Genomic DNA, 14,245 nt, shown 5'->3' on the forward strand with positions numbered 1-14,245 from the left:
AAGTGGGCACGGGAGTAGGAATCTTCCCTCGCAAGTGTGGAGCCCCCGAGCGCTACTTCCTGCGGAAGGAGGAAGCAGCTCAGGGCTATAAAACGCACAAAACCTCGCACTCTTTAAGGTCGGGGTAGAGAGTGGTCCATGTAGAGCCTCTAAATTACACTACGAATTACACTATATTTCTCGGTCTATGGTAAAGTAAGCCCTATCTGGAGTTCCGCTGTGTTGACTAAGCTCTGTGCCTAGACGAATTGATCCCAAATGCTTAGAGTGCGCCCAGCTTTCTGTGACTGAAGCGCGTCAAATGCATGGAACAGAAGGGGATAACTGCTGGGATGAAAACCGCTGTCATCGGCGGCGATCGCACTATCGGAATCGGCGTGACAACAACGCCTCCCGGCGTAGCCTATACAGCCAGGAGACGCAGCAAAAGCAGGAAGCATCTGCGCCAGAGAGGCTAACGGTGCCGATTACGCACAAACCCGTTGCCTACCTATACCTCTATCGCCAAAAGCGCCAGGATGCCCCTCTCCACGCTATTTCGATTTCTGTGTGGCAGGGTAACCAGCGAGTTCTGGAAGTTGACCCCATACATTGTGCCGGTATGCGGAATCAGAAGATTCAAACGTATCTGACAGATGTGATAAAAACGCTGCGCGAGCGATATGGAATCACTAAGTTTGAGCCAGAAATTCGGTTAGAACCGACAGAATGCCCGATCAAAAACTGTCCCCTCAGGCCTGCTGAGGTTATGGAGGGTAGCGAATGGACTTCAGACAACTAGAGCTAGAACTAGAGGATATCTTTGAAGATGCCGCCGAATCGCCCGCAGTCGCTGACCTCCACGCACTATGGCAGCAGCTCGAACCGGCGTTCACAGGCCTTTCCGTTCAAGACCGACTTAAGCTGAGCAGCCGGGTCATTGATCACCTAGCCGAACTGCATCAGGCTAAAGCTCATTGGCTATTAGAAGACTGGGAGAATAGGTATGACCCCCAGGATCCGGCAATGACAGGTGACTGGTTGCAGGGTTTGGTAAGGCAGACGCAGCAGGTAGACCTCTCTGAATTGACTGCTCCTGTGCAGCGGCGTCCTCGGAAAAAGACATCAACGACTAAGACATCGGAAGAGACTGTTGTAAGAGAAGTCCCTAAAGCTAATCTGCTGAAGATGCTCGACCAAGTGGAACTAGAAGCACAAAAAGCAGAGGCACTTGCCGTTGCCCATGAAGAGAATATCCAAGTTTGGATTGCAGAGATTAGCCGATGGTTTGCCCAGCATCCCGAACCGATAGAACTTCTCCAGCTGCACCAGCAGTTAGGATGGCCTCTAGTGCAGCTTTGGCTCAGCCTATTATTGGGCGGCTTCAAGCTGGAAGCTAGCGATCACTATTTTTATAGTTCTCATCTCCTGGTGTTTGGGGATTCTTCCGAAATGGCGACAATTTTCAACCAACCTACTTAGCTGCTGGGCTTTCCTAAGTACTTTGACCTCAGTTTTCCCCCTTGCCAGTAGCGCAAATAGAGGTAAGGCCCATGTCTTTTATTCCCACGAGGGATATATTTCGTCTCAATATGGCCTTTTGCAGGTTTTCGGCCTCCCTCTCCTGACGAAATTTCGTGATCAACGGCAGTGGGGTCATCGACTCCTTGTGCCGGAGACTCCATCGCTTCAATCAGGCCAATCAAAGCGGCTTTGAGGTCATGTAGGTCGCTCAAGTCCCAGGTGGCTAGGGTTGGGATGAGGTTGTCTACTGGGCTTTTCATAGACGAATAAAGTGTTAGGGAACGCTACAGGTCGCTTAGGCCCCATTATATTCCCTAACACGTAAGATGCTCAATATCTCCCGCCACTGCTCGCCCGTCTGTTGTCACAGACATCGGCTTCGTCCTGCTCACAAGGCATCAGCTCATGCCAGTATTTCGTCACTTAATTGCTGAACCTTCTGGAGAGCTTCCAGCAGTGCCGTTTGCTTCTCGGTAGGTAGCTCCTCAAAGTTTATCTTTCGGAGCCGCTTTCCTAGTGCTTGGTAAGTCTCTCTCCATTTAGGTATTGGGCTAGAGGATCTAGGCTTTTCACGGTTGACTGCCACTTCATTGGAAACTGTCTTAACCGCTTCTTTGATCTCTAAAACGGTCATCTCCTCGGCGATCGCTGTTTCTAAAAGCTGTTTCCTCTTCTCGGAGCCCTGGATCTTACCGATCTCAATCGCGATGTTGGGTGAGACCGCCTCGTTCGTAACGGCTTCCTTTAGTTCCTCTGATAGAGAAAGCAGAGGAATTCTAGAGGCAGAAAAAGACGCGATGGTTAGTGGGAGTTGGTTGCGCTCCCATACCTCTTCTATAGCAGCGACTTTTTCGCGATCAACTTTAGCGACTTTTCTTCTGATTTGTGAAAACAGCTTCGATAGCTCATCTACGCTAGGCCGATACTTAAAGACCTCTAGAAAGTGTTCCTGGACGATGGTGATAATGCCATTGGTATCATCCAGAGCATTTAACGGCCTAGAAGCAGCGTTGTGCTGATAGGAGAATTCTGCCAGCCTTAGGTCGCTTTCTATCTGCTGTACCTCTACAGCGATAGTGGACTTGCCCATGCGCAGCAATGCTTCTGCGGTAGTATGTCCGCCCACAAACTCATAGTCGTAATCTGGATCATCGGATACCTCGATGACGGGGACGGAACCCGTAAAGCCATGCTCAGTAAAAGAGGCAACAAGCTGCTGAACATGGTCCTCTGTCGTATGGCTACGAGGCTGCATCCGCCCTTTTCTAATTCTGGCAATGCGAACCTCACGCCTGGAATTCCCCTCAGTAGAGGGTTGCTGCATCGTATCGGCTACCGATGCAATCTTTGCGTTGTTCCACCCGGATTTAGAAAATTTAGCCATTTGGCTCCTCCTTCATCTGCTCAATAATTTCCCAAACTTCTTTGCCGACACCCATGCAGTCATTCCAGGCGACACCTGCATTTCTGTCTCGCTTTCCATTCTCTGCACGGGCATCGCGCACAAGCACACCCTGGTCTGCTGCCTTCTGAAACGCGTTAAATAACCGAATCTGCCCATCAAGCAAAGGCACGTTCATGCTCCTCAAGTACTCTCTAGCTGCTACAGCGTCCTTAGTTCGAGAGTCCACAAGCGTCAGCAGAAAGGTATAGGGAGTAGTAACTCCTAGGGCTCTCAAGTCGGCAAGAAAAAGAGGAAGTGTATCTATGCTGAGGGATTGTGCTGGGGTTGGAATAATCAATAAATCTGAATCACCGATGATTTCCCGCAGGTCGTCTCTAGAAGGCCTGGCCTGAGTGTCAACAATGATATGGGTGGCTCGGTTTCCAGCCTGGAACCACTTTGCCTGAGTTGCAAGAGTGACCACCTTGAAGGGCAAGCTGTCTGTCTCGTTCTTGCTAGCCCAACCGAGAACAGAACGATTTTCATCTCCATCAATGACAAGAACCTGCCCTTCTGAGTCGTCTAGGAAAGACAGCACTGCTGCCAAATGGAAGGCTAGAGTGCTCTTGCCTACCCCTCCCTTATGGGAGGCAATTGTAATGACTGCCATACAGAACGCAGTGATATGAGCTGCACTAAAGGATAAGTTGGCTTCGAATGCATCTAATGTATCGATGATTTATGAATTTGAACCAAAATCAGAAAAACGTTTTTCTGATTTTGGTGGTCTCTGGCTGACTAATGAGCGCACCCTGCGCTACCCACAGGCCAGGCCAAGCGGTAGTAAATCGCCAAGGTGGCTGAAGCCATAGCCCTCCTTGCAGCGCCCGCGACAGGATTGTTTAAGCTGAAGCCGCCTGGGGCGAAGGGAACTCATGGAAACCGCTGAACCTCCCCGCTAGCAAGGGTTTCAGTGTGTATGAAATTTGCCCAGCAGGTTATCTCTCAGCCACTAGATCTCAAATCGGCCTGCAAGTTTTCTCAAAACCAGGCTATTTCTTTTGGAGCCAATTGTGATCCTAATCTGGTCTCCGCCAAGAGGCAAGGTTCTTTTTGCTTACGCCCTGAATAGCCGAACTCTATTGAGCAACGCTATGAACTCTGTAAAACACGTTGTTGCCCCACGCTATCCAGCCACGCAAGAGACTACAACCTTCTCTACTTTGATTGGTGAGATTTTAAGCTGCCCCAAGGCTGGAGAGCAGGCGATCGCTACGTTACTGTCCCCCGAGGAGAAGGCGACGCCTCAGAATATCCAAGCCCGTTTGCGAATGGCTATCCAGTCTGGATGCATGCCTAGTTTGACGGCGAAACGCCTCCATAAGCTACAAGCCGCCTTAGAACTGGGGCGGCAGCTTTATCTGGAGGAACTTCAGATCGGAGACGTTTTGGATACTCCTGAACGAGCCGCCAACGCCTTTCAGTACATCGCTTGGGAACCCGTCGAGAAATTTGCTGTAGCGTCCTTGGACGTAAGGCATCGGTTGCTCTCTTGTCGCACTATCTCCTCGGGGACGGTAACTGAGACTCTAGCAAACCCGAGAGACATTTTCTCCGCCGTGCTGCAAGCATGTGGAACGCGCTGTATCGTAGCCCATAACCATCCCTCCGGTAGCGTCGAACCTAGCCCAGAAGACTTGGCGCTCACCCGTCAGCTTTTGGATGCCAGCAAAGTAATAGGGATTCCAGTTCTAGATCACCTGATTGTCTCCCAAGGAAAAGTCATATCCCTACGATCAACCACCTCGATATGGATGGGCTATGTCCCTTAGGATTTCCTACTACCCCTGAGAAGCTCTCAGGGGCATTTTTTGGAGCAAGAACAACATGCAGGTGTTTAAATTCTATGCCGCCAGAGATGAGAGGAGCTTGTCTAGTGGTTTTTTTATAGGCCGATCAATTGTTAGGGAATAGATGGTGCGATTAAATTCGTGCACTTTCCCTAACAATTCTCGACGCCAGCAGAATGCTTTCGCCCAGTGGGCTTGAAGGAATTGGACTACGAGATCTACCTGCTAAGACTTAATCGCGTACTCTATCTTTTCTGAGCGCGCTAAACGCTAGGAGATATGCCGAAACAGCGATTAAAGGCTCGATTACATACTCTAAAGTCGGGCTATATAAACCGTGGTACGATCGCTTCAGCATTGCCTTAACGGCTTAGTACCTGTGTCAGACAACCTTCATGTCAGGCTACTGGGAGAGTTTTACCTGGCTGCTGATGGGGTACCCATTCAGGGAGCAAATTCCGAGCGACTGCAAGCGCTGCTGGCCTTTATGCTGCTGCACCAGGACGCGCCCCAATTTCGGCAGCAGATAGCCGTTTACCTCTGGCCCGATGCGACGGACGCCGATGCCAAAGCCAATTTGCGGCGACGACTGCATGAGTTAAAGCAGGCAATTCCCGGGATTGATCGCTGGCTCCGCATTGACGCAAAAACCATCCAGTGGGTCACAACAGAGGATTTTCAGTGTGATGTCGTAACGTTTAATCGCGCCATTGCCCAGGCTGATACCGCTTCCCCCATCGTCCAAACTGAGGTGCTAAAGCAGGCTGCGGCGCTCTACCGGGGAGACTTGCTGCCCAGTTGTTATGACGACTGGATCGTGCCCTATCGGGAGCAACTACGCCAACAGGCGATCGCCGCTTTAGATACCCTCATTACTCTCCTGACTTCCCAGGATAATGCCCGGTCTGCTGTCGGCTATGCCCAGCAGCTACAGCGACTCGACCCATTGTATGAGCCTGCCTATGCTCACCTGATGCGGCTTCATGCTCAGATGGGCGATCGCGCCAGTGCCCTGCGCATCTATTACCAGTGCATGACGACGCTGCAAGCAGAACTGGGGGTCAGTCCGAGCTCCGATATCTCTAAGCTCTATGAACAACTGCTCCTGCTGGATGAGGCTCCGGGCAATACACTCGGCGATTCGTTGAACCCTATCGCCATAGCCCCCTGCACTGTGCCCCAAGCTGGTAAACCAGAGGGCAGCGAAAGTGCTGTCGACAGGATGAATTACCTGGCCAGTACGGCCGCTTGTTTGGTGGAAGTGGGGCGCGATATGGCTCGGGCCGAGGCGTTGCTATTAGAGGCGCAATCCATTCGCGATCGCATGGGCGTCTCTTCGATTGAAATTCCCTTTGGGCTGGGGTGCGTGCGCCGTTTTCAGGGCCATACCGATCAGGCCAAAGACCTGCTGCGTCAGGGCTGGCATCTGGCTCAGATTGCTCAGCATCACTGGTACGAATTTGCCAGCCTGATAAATCTGGTCATGCTGGAGCTAGAAACCGGCAACCCACTGGCCGCAAGGCTCTACTGTACCGAATTGCTGCATGCCGCCGCGCAGACGAAGGAGGAAAGTGAAACGGCCCATGCCGCTGCCCTCAATGCGGTAGCACAATATCTATTGCAGGAAAAGCAGGCGGCTGAAAATCTGGACCAAGCCTGTCAGGAGCTTCAGCGCATCGATTCGCTGCGCATGCTGGCCTATGTGCAGACCATTGCCGCTCAGTGGGATCTGACCCAGGAGGATTGGACACAGGCGCTCGATCGAGCGGAGATGGCTCTGGCCTTAGCTCAACGCGTCAAGCACCCCAGCGCGATCGCCCTGGCTTGGGCTGTCATCATTGAGTCCAGCCACCAGATGGGTCATATCGAGCAGTCTCAGCAAAGGTTTGTGAAACTGCAGCAGCAGCTTCAGGATTATGCCCTGAGCGCGTTGGCTCAACAGCGTCTCAGCGAGGTAGAAGCACTCCTCCAGCCGTCATCAAAAGTGACTATTTTAGTCCGCACCTTCTCTCCTAATCTGCCCCAGTCCCTGACCCATGACGACTGGATGCAGCACAATCAATCGCTATACGATTGTCTGTCCGCTCGGGGTGTCCGCTGGCTCTACTCCTATGTGTCGATGCAGACCAATCGCACCGTTTGCCTGTTCCAGACTCCTGATCCAGAAATCGTGACAGCCGCTTGCCACGATCTGCAAATGCCGTTTCAGCAGGTGTGGCAAACCGAGCTCTGGCAAGATCTTGATCCCGCGACGTTTGCCTTAGGGCATCCCCTGATCGTCGTTGAGTGCGATTTCGACCCGCCCCTGACCCTCCAAAAGTATGAAGCGGGTCGAGAGTATAAAGAAGGATGTTACCGAGAATTTGACGTTCAGCATCTGGTGTCAATGCCAAACCCAGATTGCACTCGCTTTGTCTGTGTGTTTGCAGCGACCACGGCGGAGGATGTGCGATCGCTCTACCGCAAAATCAATCAGCCCGTTGACCAACTGTGGAAAGCTACTGTCGTTCAAGGATAGTTTTCGGACGATTCCCGGACGATTTTAGGACAGGTCGTTGAATACTTTGATACCAGAACAAGAAAGGCTGTAGCAAACCTTGGGCTTACAGGCAGTCTTGTTTCATTGCTTCAACTCATTAACCTGAAAAAAGATAGGAAAATACCATGCCTAAATACATCATTGAGCGGACCATTCCTGGAGCCGCCACCCTGTCAAACGCGGATTTGCAAGCGATCGCTCAACGCTCCTGTAATGTTCTGGATCAACTAGGGCCAAAGATTCAATGGGTACAGAGTTACGTTGCAGGCGACAAGTTCTACTGCATCTATATCGCACCCAGCGAAGAGCTAATTCGAGAGCATGCTCGATGCGGAAATTTCCCCATTGATCTTATTTCACAAATCGCCACGATTGTTGATCCAACTACGGCAGAAGTGGACAGCCGCATTCTTGCTGCTGCCAGCCTATAGAAAACCGTTTCAGAACTGGGGTGGGGTCATCCTACCCCAGACTGAAAACCCTGCGTCAACTAACCCAGGAGCAAAGTAATGGGCAAGTTTTTTGTCTACACCGAGGTACAGTTTTCGGTTCATTTTGATCAAGCTCCCTGGCGTGAACTCACGCCAACTTTGCGGGCGCAGCCCGGTCTTCGAAGCAAGACATGGCTGAGTGGCGTTCAAAACAACTCGCTGGGTGGCTTTTATGAGTTTGACTCGCTCGAAAATGCTCAAGCATTTGCTTACGACTACTTTCCAACAGCAGCCAGAGAAATTGGGGCGGCCTTTACAACCCGAATCTTTGATGGCAATGTCACCGAAGCAGCAAGCCGTTGCTTGAACTCGCCTTATTACAACTGACTTCTCCTATAAAGGTGTCAAAAGCAACGGTAACGTTTTGAGAAATAGATGCGGTAGCATTCCTTCACTCTGCGAGAAACCGCAGACAAGTTTACTCATATTACCACCACCAGCAAAGCTCATAAAGCAGAACAAAAATGGCTCTTGAGAGTTTCGGCCAAAAACTGCGAAGCCTGAGTGGTTTTTCCAGGTTGAAACGTTGGTAGAGCCAAAGAAAGTGCATTCAGACCACTGCTGTGGAAGTGTTTCAACGCATCACATCACAGTAGATTGCTCTGGATCAAATTCGCCTGCCTTGTAAGCTTTTTTCTCAGATTCAGGAGACAAAAAATGACGGCATAAACACTTCTACATATCCAAAAAGAAAAGATTGTGCGACTGGCCGCATTTCTCCAAGGCTTGGTCTGCCATGCAATCTGATTCTGCAACGAATGAACCAACCAGTGAATATCAAACAATACATCAACGGAGAAAACACAAATGGCAACAATCTACGGCACAAACTACAACGATAACGGCACCTACAATGGTCCCTACTGGCCCTTCAACTATAAATCTTGGCTATCGGGTACAAACAAGGATGATTGGATCGATGCGCGAGCCGGAAATGACATTGTCTATGGGCTTGCGGGTAATGACTACCTGGCTGGTGGGGAGGGTAATGACGTCCTCTACGGCGATGATGGCGGTACGCCCTTATATTCTGGCAATGACTTCCTCACGGGTGGCAATGGCAATGATAGCCTTTACGGGGGCAACGGTAATGACACCCTCTATGGGGATGCGGGTAATGACTTCCTCCAAGGTAATGCTGGCAATGACTACCTTGTGGGTGGGGATGGCTATGACACCCTCTATGGGGATGCCGATAACGACATTCTTTACGGTAATAGTGGCGATGATTACCTAGATGGTGGCGCTGGCATCGACTACCTTGTGGGTGATGATGGCAACGATACCCTTTATGGGAATGCCGATAACGACACTCTTTACGGGAATGTTGGCGATGATTACCTGGATGGTGGCGCTGGCAATGACTACCTTTATGGCGGCGATGGTAACGACAGACTTTACGGCAACGCTGGCAATGACCATCTCTATGGCGATGTCGGCAATGACACTCTCTACGGTAACGTTGGCAATGATTACCTCTTTGGCGGCGATGGTAATGACCTCTTAGTAGGTGGCATCTCAACCGCAACCGGCCTCAATGACACTGCCCAGAAATATCTGGATGGCGGGTATGGAAATGATACGTTGTATGGTGCAGATGGCAGTGATGCTCTGTACGGGTCTGTTGGCAGTGATTACCTTTACGGACTGAATGGTAACGACACCTTGGCTGGTTATGGCTACACGGCGAATGAATATGATGCACTTTTCGGTGGTGCAGGAGCTGACACTTTTGTTTTAGGCACATCCACGGATGTTCACTACACCAACTATGACACTGTTTTTGATGGTTATCAGAGTGGACATGCTGTAATTGTAGATTTTAGTCTACAGCAGGGCGATAAAATCCAGTTAAAAGGCGCTTTTTCAGATTACACCCTCAGGAATGAACAATGGTCAGGGGGTGCAGCTTTTGACACTGCCATCTACTACAAGGGTGACATTATTGGTGTGGTAGCAGATACCTCCGTAGGACAAACTGGCTTCACGTTCGTCTAAATCCAGCGATCTGCGATGCTGCGTTTGTTGAGTTTAAGTTGATTGCTTGAGCGTTGCTTAACGCGTTGCGATCGGTCTTATCCAATCGCAGATCAGATTCGCGGCAACAGCTATCTGCACCTATTTGGGGCGGTGGAAGAGGCCATTGTGCCCTCTGTGCTCAACCAGGTCAAAACCACGGGCTTGAACGACATCATCGCCACGCAGGCGTTGCTCCACTTTGCGGAAGAGGAGAGTAAACACATTCGCCTATTTCGCCGCTTTGCCGAAGAGTTTGAGCTGGGTTTTAGCGGCCGCTGTGATGGCATTGGGCCGGTGCCAATAGCAGAGATACCCAATTCGCTTTATCTGGCCAATTGAGTGTATCCCAAATATGCAAATTCATTGCTTTGCTGAATGACTTGTCTGTCATTCCCGTGCAGGCGGGAATCCACTTCAGATATCTGGCTCTCAAATAGATTTTCACTTCCGTAGGAATGACAGAGCATATTCACAAAAATGGGATGTTCTCATTCTTATCTCACTTGCGTTTAGCAAATTACCAATTACCCAAAATGGAGATAAACCCAATGACAACACAAACTCTCTCGCTGACTCGAAAAGACAAGATTGCCCGACTAGCAGTGTTTCTCTATGGCTTAGTCTGCTATGCGATCTTCTTGTTGACGTTTCTATATGCCTGCGGATTTGTAGGAAATTTCATAGTTCCCCGTTCGATCGACTCAGCGCCCGAGACTGCTTGGATCAATGCTTTGATTATTGATGCTGCCTTACTGGGAGTCTTCGGCATTCAACACAGCGTCATGGCTCGCCAGGGCTTTAAGAACTGGTGGACTCGGTTTGTGCCTAAATCCGTTGAGCGAAGCACCTATGTCTTGTTTTCTAGCCTCTGCTTAATTGCACTGTTTTATCTATGGCAACCCATTGGCGGCTCCATCTGGAATGTCACAAACTTCTCAGGGGTAGCCATTCTCTATGCTTTGTTTGCATTTGGCTGGTTGCTGGTATTGATGACAACCTTCTTGATCAATCACTTTGATCTGTTTGGTTTACGGCAGGTCTGGCTCTATTTGCAGGGTAAGGAATATACCCAACTCAAGTTCGCTACGCCGGGGCCTTACCGGTATGTGCGTCATCCGCTCTATGTGGGCTGGCTGTTTGCCTTCTGGCCAACTCCCACCATGACTGTGACACATCTAGTCTTTGCGCTGATTACAACGGCCTATATTCTGGTTGCCATTCAGTTTGAAGAGCGCGACCTGCTGAATGTTTATGGCAAGACATACGCTGATTACCGTTGTCGGGTTCCCATGCTAGTTCCCTTTGCTCGCCGCCATCAGCGTAAAACTGAGCAAACGTAGACCTTTCCATTCGGTGAGGCCAGTGACGCTTGCCGCTTGCTGGCCTTGCATTGAGGTTACACTTGCAGTCTGAGTAAGATAGGTCTGCTTGAAGGATTTCCTTGATGGTTGGTTAAGACAAGTAATTTGAGCAATTGATGATGAGGGACACAATCGGTTTAGCCAGGATTATGGTGAGAAACATGAGTGCACAAATCGAAACCCAAATTCGCGAGTGCGAAGCGCGACTTTACGCCGCAATGTTAGCTTCAGATGTGTCTGAGTTAGACACATCTGATTGCTGATGACCTCTTTTTTGTAGGATCAACCGGTGAAATGGCTACTAAAGCAATGGATTTAGAGTCACATCCTACTGATGGCACACAGTTTCACGAGTTTGTGCCCAAAGAGTTAGAAATTCGGGTTTTGAGCAAGGACTTTGTTCTTGTATCGGCCAAAATTTTCTTAGAGGGTGTTTGAAAAGTTAGGGCTTGAGTCCGAAAGTTTGGCGATCTAAGATGTAAGTTCACCTGGGAGCAGGCAGCGATCGCCCTCGAAGCCCGTTGGATTTTGGGTGGGTTGGACAACCGTGACATCATTCACTATTTCTGTGCCTCCGATACCCCAATTGGGATGGCCTACAATCAGGCCGTATTGGATAAGTTGTTGACTGATAAGTTCGCCCTAGAGCGGCTCAAAAATGGTTTGGAGACTCTCTATCTGAGGCCAGTGAATGCTCAGGATGGCGAGGATGCTATGAGTTTCCTGAAACGAATTTCAGGCTACCAGGAGATAAACCCGGTGCTCTCAGCAACTGCCCTTTCCTCCGCAGCATGACTCGCTTAGAAGCGGCAAACCTTCTCCTCAAGGAGGCTGACGCCTTGAAGATATAGCCTATCGGCCCTGCAAGAGGCTGTAGCCTCACTCTATGCCCGGTGGCATTCAGTTCAGCCCCTCACGCCTAAGTCTAACGCCACCGAGAGACAGCCTGTAAAGACAGTCATTTCCTCATTCAGAGGAGCTTTCGCTACGAAGCCCTGCTGAATGAGGAAATTTTATGTCTGAACTATTGAAGGCTGGCCAATTTGTTCGCGTCACCGATGTTCGCAGTCTCGCTTACGGGCGGGTAGCGGTGGTGCTGATGACAAACAAAGGGCGATCGCAAGTACGGTTCGCTGATCTACCGAAAGTCGTCAGCGGCTTGACCAATCCAAAGGGCTTCGTCGAAACCTTTAGCAACGCTGACCTGACTGCTGTTGGGAACTTTCCGATCGCTGCTTCCTACCTACTCGTCACCATCTTTGAGCGCAACGGCGGGCAGGAGTACACCCATTATTGTCTTGCCCACGGCGAGGCTGGACAGCAGATGGAGCAGATTGCTGAGTCCGTTGCTCAAAATTGGTACTCGGATGGAGGTGAATGGGATGAGAATGAGAGTGCTTATCGCTTTAAGTCTGAGAGCTATCTAATAGCTTTTGCCCAGGACTGGGAAGAAATCTCGGTGGCTGAGTACATTCGTCTCCGCAATGTGCTCACCGACTGCACACCTGGATATATCGGCCCGACCGATGGCGAAGATACCGAAGCTGAGTACATCCGCCGCCAAACCCGTGGTTTATAGGCTCACGCCGAGCCGCCAGAAACCTTCTAAACAGAGGGTTTCTGGTTGTTTCTATAGAGCTGCAAGGAGACAAGGGGCACTGACCGGAGCCTTAGCGAAGTTGATTAGACATACTATTCGAGCCGCAAAGAGGAAGGGTTGATGGATATGCCTTGCTGACAAGTGTCTGGCAGATATCGCGATAGACTGGAGCAAAGCTAACGTTCGCCTATAACACTCCACTGGGCAGCTAGAGCAACCATGGCACTCGCAAGCGATCGCTCCCTACAACCCATTTCCCTGAGCTTTGAGGATTTTCTAGCTCGGTATGGCGATGACAATCGCTACGAACTCATTGATGGAGAACTGTTTGACTTGGAACCGACGGGGCCTCATGAGCAAGTGGCGGCGGCGATCGCCCGCTGGCTCAATTACGACATCGTGCAGCAAGGGGCCGATTACTTCATCCCCCATCGCTGCCTGATCAAACCCCTGGCCAACCAGACCGGGTTTCTCCCCGATGTGATCGTCCTCAATCGCGCCGCCCTTTCCCAAGAGCCGCTGTGGGCCAGCCAGCCCGTGGTCACCCTCGGCAGCACCGTCAAATTTGTGGCAGAGGTTGTCAGTAGCAACTGGCAAAACGACTACGCCCGAAAATTCGAAGACTACGCCCTCCTGGGCATTCCAGAATACTGGATTGCCGACTATCAAGGACTAGGCGGCGAATTCTTCATTGGTCGGCCCAAACAACCCACGTTGACCGTCTGTATTTTGAACTCAGAGGGGCGTTACGACCGGCAACTGCTGCGGGGCGATCAGCGCATTAGACCTGTTGTGAAATAGGGGACAATTAGCTACACCCATACAGGTGTTGAGATGGTGACCAGATGCTGGATCTAGAGCGAGTCAAACGAGATGACCGATTGCTGCGGGCGTTGACAGGTCTGAATCTCAAGGCCCTTGCAGCGCTCCAACCCTCATTTGCCCAGGCGCTTGCCAAAGCGCCCATCCCCCGTCGTAGCCAGCAGCCGAGAGAACGGTCAGTGGGCGGGGGTCGCAAGCCTCGACTCGCGAGCGTCGAAGACAAACTCATCTATATCTGAATGGCACTGACATAAGAGAGCAGAAAAGGCTTCAAGCGCTTGATCTGTAAAGATCGAAGCGTCGAAGCCCAAAACCATGTCTCTATGATGCCGAATCGTGCGGATGTCCTCAAGGAGAAATACCAAAACAGTATCGGTCTACCCTTTGCCAAGGTTCTACCGGAAGCCGAAGTCCAGGCTGTAGTGGACGAACAAGGCATCGCCTATCGCCAAGTGCTCTACACCCCAATGGTAGTGCTGTGGAGTTGGATCTCCCAAGTTCTTGATGTCGATGGCAGTCTCAGCCATGCGGTCAAGCGGGTGGTGGCCTGGATGAGCCTGGCGGGCTTAGAGCCGCCGTCAGCCGATACCGGGGGTACAGTAAAGCGCGTAAGCGCCTGAGCGAGTCCATTTTCCCACCCCTACTAAAGCGAGTGACGAGGGCGTTACAACGGAAA

Annotated in this window: 16 protein-coding genes; 13 read left to right on the forward strand and 3 right to left on the reverse strand. The window is 50.8% G+C overall.

Translation table 11 applies throughout. The annotated features are described in order from the left end of the window. The first annotated feature begins 762 nt into the window (after window positions 1-762). The gene (locus LEPTO7104_RS35870; RefSeq protein ID WP_017302046.1) at window positions 763-1,461 is read left to right on the forward strand and encodes a hypothetical protein; all 699 of its coding nucleotides are present in this window, start codon (window positions 763-765) and stop codon (window positions 1,459-1,461) included. Here the strand turns inward: LEPTO7104_RS35870 and LEPTO7104_RS44045 are convergent. The 3 genes from LEPTO7104_RS44045 to LEPTO7104_RS0128815 form a co-directional block, all read right to left on the reverse strand. Next, window positions 1,458-1,763, reverse strand: coding sequence for a DUF6788 family protein (locus tag LEPTO7104_RS44045; RefSeq protein ID WP_017302047.1), 306 nt, complete (start codon window positions 1,761-1,763; stop codon window positions 1,458-1,460). The two genes, LEPTO7104_RS35870 and LEPTO7104_RS44045, sit on opposite strands and share 4 nt — an antisense overlap. A gap of 143 nt (window positions 1,764-1,906) precedes the next feature. Beyond that, window positions 1,907-2,887: a ParB/RepB/Spo0J family partition protein gene (locus LEPTO7104_RS0128810; RefSeq protein ID WP_017302048.1), complete on the reverse strand. Its 981-nt coding sequence runs from the start codon at window positions 2,885-2,887 to the stop codon at window positions 1,907-1,909. Then, window positions 2,880-3,557, reverse strand: coding sequence for a ParA family protein (locus tag LEPTO7104_RS0128815; RefSeq protein ID WP_017302049.1), 678 nt, complete (start codon window positions 3,555-3,557; stop codon window positions 2,880-2,882). Before LEPTO7104_RS0128815 ends, LEPTO7104_RS0128810 begins: the two co-directional genes overlap by 8 nt. Before the next feature lie 484 nt (window positions 3,558-4,041). On the opposite strand from LEPTO7104_RS0128815, the gene LEPTO7104_RS37550 reads away from it, so the two are divergent. The 12 genes from LEPTO7104_RS37550 to LEPTO7104_RS40635 all read left to right on the forward strand — a co-directional run bounded on the left by LEPTO7104_RS37550 (window position 4,042) and on the right by LEPTO7104_RS40635 (window position 14,189). Next, a complete protein-coding gene (locus tag LEPTO7104_RS37550) occupies window positions 4,042-4,719 on the forward strand; it encodes a JAB domain-containing protein (protein ID WP_155523963.1) in 678 nt (225 codons plus the stop codon). A 397-nt stretch (window positions 4,720-5,116) separates the two neighbouring features. Beyond that, complete coding sequence (locus tag LEPTO7104_RS0128825) at window positions 5,117-7,255, forward strand: nickel-binding protein (RefSeq protein WP_017302051.1); 2,139 nt, start codon at window positions 5,117-5,119, stop codon at window positions 7,253-7,255. Window positions 7,256-7,401: 146 nt separating this feature from the next. After that, window positions 7,402-7,707: a DUF4242 domain-containing protein gene (locus LEPTO7104_RS0128830; protein WP_017302052.1), complete on the forward strand. Its 306-nt coding sequence runs from the start codon at window positions 7,402-7,404 to the stop codon at window positions 7,705-7,707. Between the two features lie 78 nt (window positions 7,708-7,785). Beyond that, complete coding sequence (locus tag LEPTO7104_RS0128835; protein ID WP_017302053.1) at window positions 7,786-8,094, forward strand: YdhR family protein; 309 nt, start codon at window positions 7,786-7,788, stop codon at window positions 8,092-8,094. A gap of 480 nt (window positions 8,095-8,574) precedes the next feature. After that, window positions 8,575-9,765, forward strand: a complete 1,191-nt coding sequence (locus LEPTO7104_RS35880; protein ID WP_017302054.1) for a calcium-binding protein — start codon at window positions 8,575-8,577, stop codon at window positions 9,763-9,765. 42 nt (window positions 9,766-9,807) lie between these two features. Beyond that, the gene (locus LEPTO7104_RS35885) at window positions 9,808-10,125 is read left to right on the forward strand and encodes a hypothetical protein (RefSeq protein WP_017302055.1); all 318 of its coding nucleotides are present in this window, start codon (window positions 9,808-9,810) and stop codon (window positions 10,123-10,125) included. A 209-nt stretch (window positions 10,126-10,334) separates the two neighbouring features. Next, window positions 10,335-11,126, forward strand: coding sequence for a methanethiol S-methyltransferase (mddA, locus tag LEPTO7104_RS0128850; protein WP_040698045.1), 792 nt, complete (start codon window positions 10,335-10,337; stop codon window positions 11,124-11,126). 330 nt (window positions 11,127-11,456) lie between these two features. Beyond that, complete coding sequence (locus LEPTO7104_RS43915) at window positions 11,457-11,585, forward strand: hypothetical protein (RefSeq protein WP_017302057.1); 129 nt, start codon at window positions 11,457-11,459, stop codon at window positions 11,583-11,585. Between the two features lie 153 nt (window positions 11,586-11,738). Beyond that, window positions 11,739-11,942: a hypothetical protein gene (locus tag LEPTO7104_RS0128860; protein ID WP_225887117.1), complete on the forward strand. Its 204-nt coding sequence runs from the start codon at window positions 11,739-11,741 to the stop codon at window positions 11,940-11,942. Window positions 11,943-12,162: 220 nt separating this feature from the next. Continuing rightward, on the forward strand, window positions 12,163-12,726 hold the full coding sequence (locus LEPTO7104_RS0128865; RefSeq protein ID WP_017302059.1) for a hypothetical protein: 564 nt from the start codon (window positions 12,163-12,165) through the stop codon (window positions 12,724-12,726). A 240-nt stretch (window positions 12,727-12,966) separates the two neighbouring features. Next, a complete protein-coding gene (locus LEPTO7104_RS0128870) occupies window positions 12,967-13,548 on the forward strand; it encodes a Uma2 family endonuclease (protein ID WP_017302060.1) in 582 nt (193 codons plus the stop codon). Between the two features lie 344 nt (window positions 13,549-13,892). Next, entirely contained in the window at window positions 13,893-14,189 is a 297-nt protein-coding gene (locus LEPTO7104_RS40635) for a hypothetical protein (protein ID WP_071527430.1), read from the forward strand. Window positions 14,190-14,245 lie beyond the last annotated feature (56 nt).

The sequence above is a fragment of the Nodosilinea nodulosa PCC 7104 genome (genome assembly GCF_000309385.1).
In the GTDB taxonomy this organism is placed as follows: domain Bacteria; phylum Cyanobacteriota; class Cyanobacteriia; order Phormidesmidales; family Phormidesmidaceae; genus Nodosilinea; species Nodosilinea nodulosa.

Bases quoted from the DNA above. Each gene is read 5' to 3' on its own strand.
- LEPTO7104_RS0128810 (WP_017302048.1), bottom strand. From the start codon at position 2,887: ATGGCTAAATTTTCTAAATCCGGGTGGAACAACGCAAAGATTGCATCG.
- LEPTO7104_RS43915 (WP_017302057.1), top strand. From the start codon at position 11,457: ATGGATTTAGAGTCACATCCTACTGATGGCACACAGTTTCACGAGTTT.
- LEPTO7104_RS0128835 (WP_017302053.1), top strand. From the start codon at position 7,786: ATGGGCAAGTTTTTTGTCTACACCGAGGTACAGTTTTCGGTTCATTTT.
- LEPTO7104_RS37550 (WP_155523963.1), top strand. From the start codon at position 4,042: ATGAACTCTGTAAAACACGTTGTTGCCCCACGCTATCCAGCCACGCAA.
- LEPTO7104_RS35870 (WP_017302046.1), top strand. From the start codon at position 763: ATGGACTTCAGACAACTAGAGCTAGAACTAGAGGATATCTTTGAAGAT.
- LEPTO7104_RS0128815 (WP_017302049.1), bottom strand. From the start codon at position 3,557: ATGGCAGTCATTACAATTGCCTCCCATAAGGGAGGGGTAGGCAAGAGC.
- LEPTO7104_RS0128870 (WP_017302060.1), top strand. From the start codon at position 12,967: ATGGCACTCGCAAGCGATCGCTCCCTACAACCCATTTCCCTGAGCTTT.
- LEPTO7104_RS0128830 (WP_017302052.1), top strand. From the start codon at position 7,402: ATGCCTAAATACATCATTGAGCGGACCATTCCTGGAGCCGCCACCCTG.
- LEPTO7104_RS35880 (WP_017302054.1), top strand. From the start codon at position 8,575: ATGGCAACAATCTACGGCACAAACTACAACGATAACGGCACCTACAAT.
- LEPTO7104_RS44045 (WP_017302047.1), bottom strand. From the start codon at position 1,763: ATGAAAAGCCCAGTAGACAACCTCATCCCAACCCTAGCCACCTGGGAC.
- LEPTO7104_RS40635 (WP_071527430.1), top strand. From the start codon at position 13,893: ATGATGCCGAATCGTGCGGATGTCCTCAAGGAGAAATACCAAAACAGT.
- mddA (WP_040698045.1), top strand. From the start codon at position 10,335: ATGACAACACAAACTCTCTCGCTGACTCGAAAAGACAAGATTGCCCGA.
- LEPTO7104_RS0128865 (WP_017302059.1), top strand. From the start codon at position 12,163: ATGTCTGAACTATTGAAGGCTGGCCAATTTGTTCGCGTCACCGATGTT.
- LEPTO7104_RS0128860 (WP_225887117.1), top strand. From the start codon at position 11,739: ATGGCCTACAATCAGGCCGTATTGGATAAGTTGTTGACTGATAAGTTC.